At 72.7% G+C, this 2,262-nt stretch carries 2 protein-coding genes; both read right to left on the bottom strand.

Annotation, left to right across the window (positions count from 1 at the left end):
- Window positions 1-61: 61 nt before the first annotated feature.
- Entirely contained in the window at window positions 62-1,255 is a 1,194-nt protein-coding gene (gene metK, locus DQW06_RS23235) for a methionine adenosyltransferase (RefSeq protein ID WP_013154110.1), read from the bottom strand.
- A 256-nt stretch (window positions 1,256-1,511) separates the two neighbouring features.
- Window positions 1,512-2,262: phosphopantothenoylcysteine decarboxylase (locus tag DQW06_RS23230; protein ID WP_304598546.1), on the bottom strand; the 751-nt coding region annotated here is incomplete at its 5' end.

Genomic DNA, 2,262 nt, shown 5'->3' with positions numbered 1-2,262 from the left:
GCCGGTGACGGCCGTGCGCGCCCTGGAGTCCCCTCGCGGGAACCGGTGCCGCGGGTGCGGCTCAGGCGCCCACGAAGGAGCGCAGCGCGGCGGCGCGCTCGGTGCTCTCCCACGTGAACTCGGGCAGCTCACGGCCGAAGTGGCCGTAGGCGGCGGTCCGGGAGTAGATCGGGCGCAGCAGGTCCAGGTCGCGCACGATGGCGGCCGGACGCAGGTCGAAGACCTCCTTGACGGCCTTCTCGATCAGCTCCGGGGCGACCTTCTCGGTGCCGAAGGTCTCGATGAACACGCCGACCGGGTGCGCCTTGCCGATGGCGTAGGCCACCTGGACCTCGGCGCGCTCGGCGAGCTCGGCCGCGACGATGTTCTTGGCGACCCAGCGGGTGGCGTAGGCGGCCGAGCGGTCCACCTTCGACGGGTCCTTGCCGGAGAAGGCGCCGCCACCGTGGCGGGCGTAGCCGCCGTAGGTGTCCACGATGATCTTGCGGCCCGTGAGACCGGCGTCGCCCATGGGGCCGCCGATCTCGAACCGGCCGGTCGGGTTGACCAGGAGCCGGTAGTCGTCGGACTCCAGGCCGTAGGCGGCCACGACCGGCTCGATCACGTGCTCGCGGATGTCGGGGGCGAGCATCTCGTCGAGGTTGATGTCGGCCGAGTGCTGGCTGGAGACCACGACGGTGTCCAGGCGGACCGGGGTCTGGCCGTCGTACTCGACCGTGACCTGGGTCTTGCCGTCCGGGCGCAGGTAGGGCACCGTGCCGTTGCGGCGGACCCCGGCCAGGCGCTCGGAGAGGGAGTGCGCCAGCTTGATCGGCAGCGGCATGAGCTCGGGGGTCTCGCGGTTGGCGTAGCCGAACATCAGGCCCTGGTCGCCCGCGCCCTGCCGGTTGAGGGCGTCGTCCTCGTTGCCGACGCGCGCCTCGTAGGCGGTGTCGACACCCTGGGCGATGTCGGGGGACTGCGCGTCGATGGAGACGTTGACCCCGCAGGAGTCGCCGTCGAACCCCTTGGCGGAGGAGTCGTAGCCGATCTCGAGGATCTTTCCGCGCACGATGGCGGGGATGTCGACGTAGGTCTGTGTGGTGACCTCGCCCGCGATGTGGACCTGACCGGTGGTGATCAGCGTCTCGACCGCGACCCGGCTGCGCGGGTCGTGGGTGAGCATCGCGTCGAGGATCGCGTCACTGATCTGGTCGGCCATCTTGTCGGGATGGCCTTCGGTGACCGACTCGGAGGTGAAAAGGCGGCGGGACACGTTGCGTGACTCCTTGCAGCGGCTGCTGGCTGACATGTGCCGGTGCGGCACGGGCGCCCCCGGCTGCCTGCCGAGGCGGCCAATACCGACCGACGGGGTTGGTTATTGGTCCACTGTAACGGGACTGCTGGGGGCGGGCACCCCGCGGACGACCTCCCCGGTCGCCACGGGTGCACGTTGAAGTCTGACGTACTCCGCGGTGGGAATCCAGTCCTGGGCACCCGCTTGTTCGACCGGGCCGCGCCAGGCGGGCGCTTCAGCCCAGGCGCGGCAGTACCAGGTCCCAGACACGGTCGGCGAGGTCCTCCTTGGGTCCGGTGGGCACGTCCACCGCGCTGCCGTCCGAGCCCAGGATGACGGCCTGGTTGTCCTCGGTGCCGAACGCGCGCCCGCCGCCGACCTGGTTGACCACGAGCAGGTCGCAGCCCTTGCGGGCCAGTTTGGCCCGGCCGTTGGCGATCACGTCGTCGGTCTCGGCGGCGAAGCCCACGACGGTCTGCGCCAGCCCCTCGGCGTCGCGCGAGGCGACCAGCCCGGCGAGGATGTCGGGGTTCTCGGCCAGCTCGATGGGCGCGGGCGTCGCGCCGGGGCTCTTCTTGATCTTGGAGGCGGCGCTGGCGACCGGCCGGAAGTCGGCCACCGCGGCGCTCATCACGATCACGTCCGCGCCGACGCGCTCGGCCTCCATGGCCTCGGCCAGCTCCACGGCCGAGCCCGCGCGCACGACGCGCACCCCGGCCGGGTCGGGCAGGGAGACGTTGGCGGCGACCAGGGTCACGTCGGCGCCGCGGGCGGCGGCGGTGCGCGCCAGGGCGTACCCCTGCTTGCCCGAGGAGTGGTTGCCCAGGAAGCGGACGGGGTCGACGGCCTCGCGGGTGCCGCCCGCGGAGACCACCACGCGCCGTCCGGCCAGGTCGGGGGCGGCGGCGCCGCGGCGCAGCACGAGGCGGGCGGCCTCGAACAGCTCGGAGGGCTCGGGCAGGCGCCCGCGTCCGGTGTCGGCGCCG

This window comes from Nocardiopsis sp. TNDT3 (assembly GCF_003427465.1).
Classification (GTDB): domain Bacteria; phylum Actinomycetota; class Actinomycetes; order Streptosporangiales; family Streptosporangiaceae; genus Nocardiopsis; species Nocardiopsis dassonvillei.
Note: the sequence above shows the minus strand (reverse complement) of the source record. Positions and strands in the feature narration are given on the sequence as shown.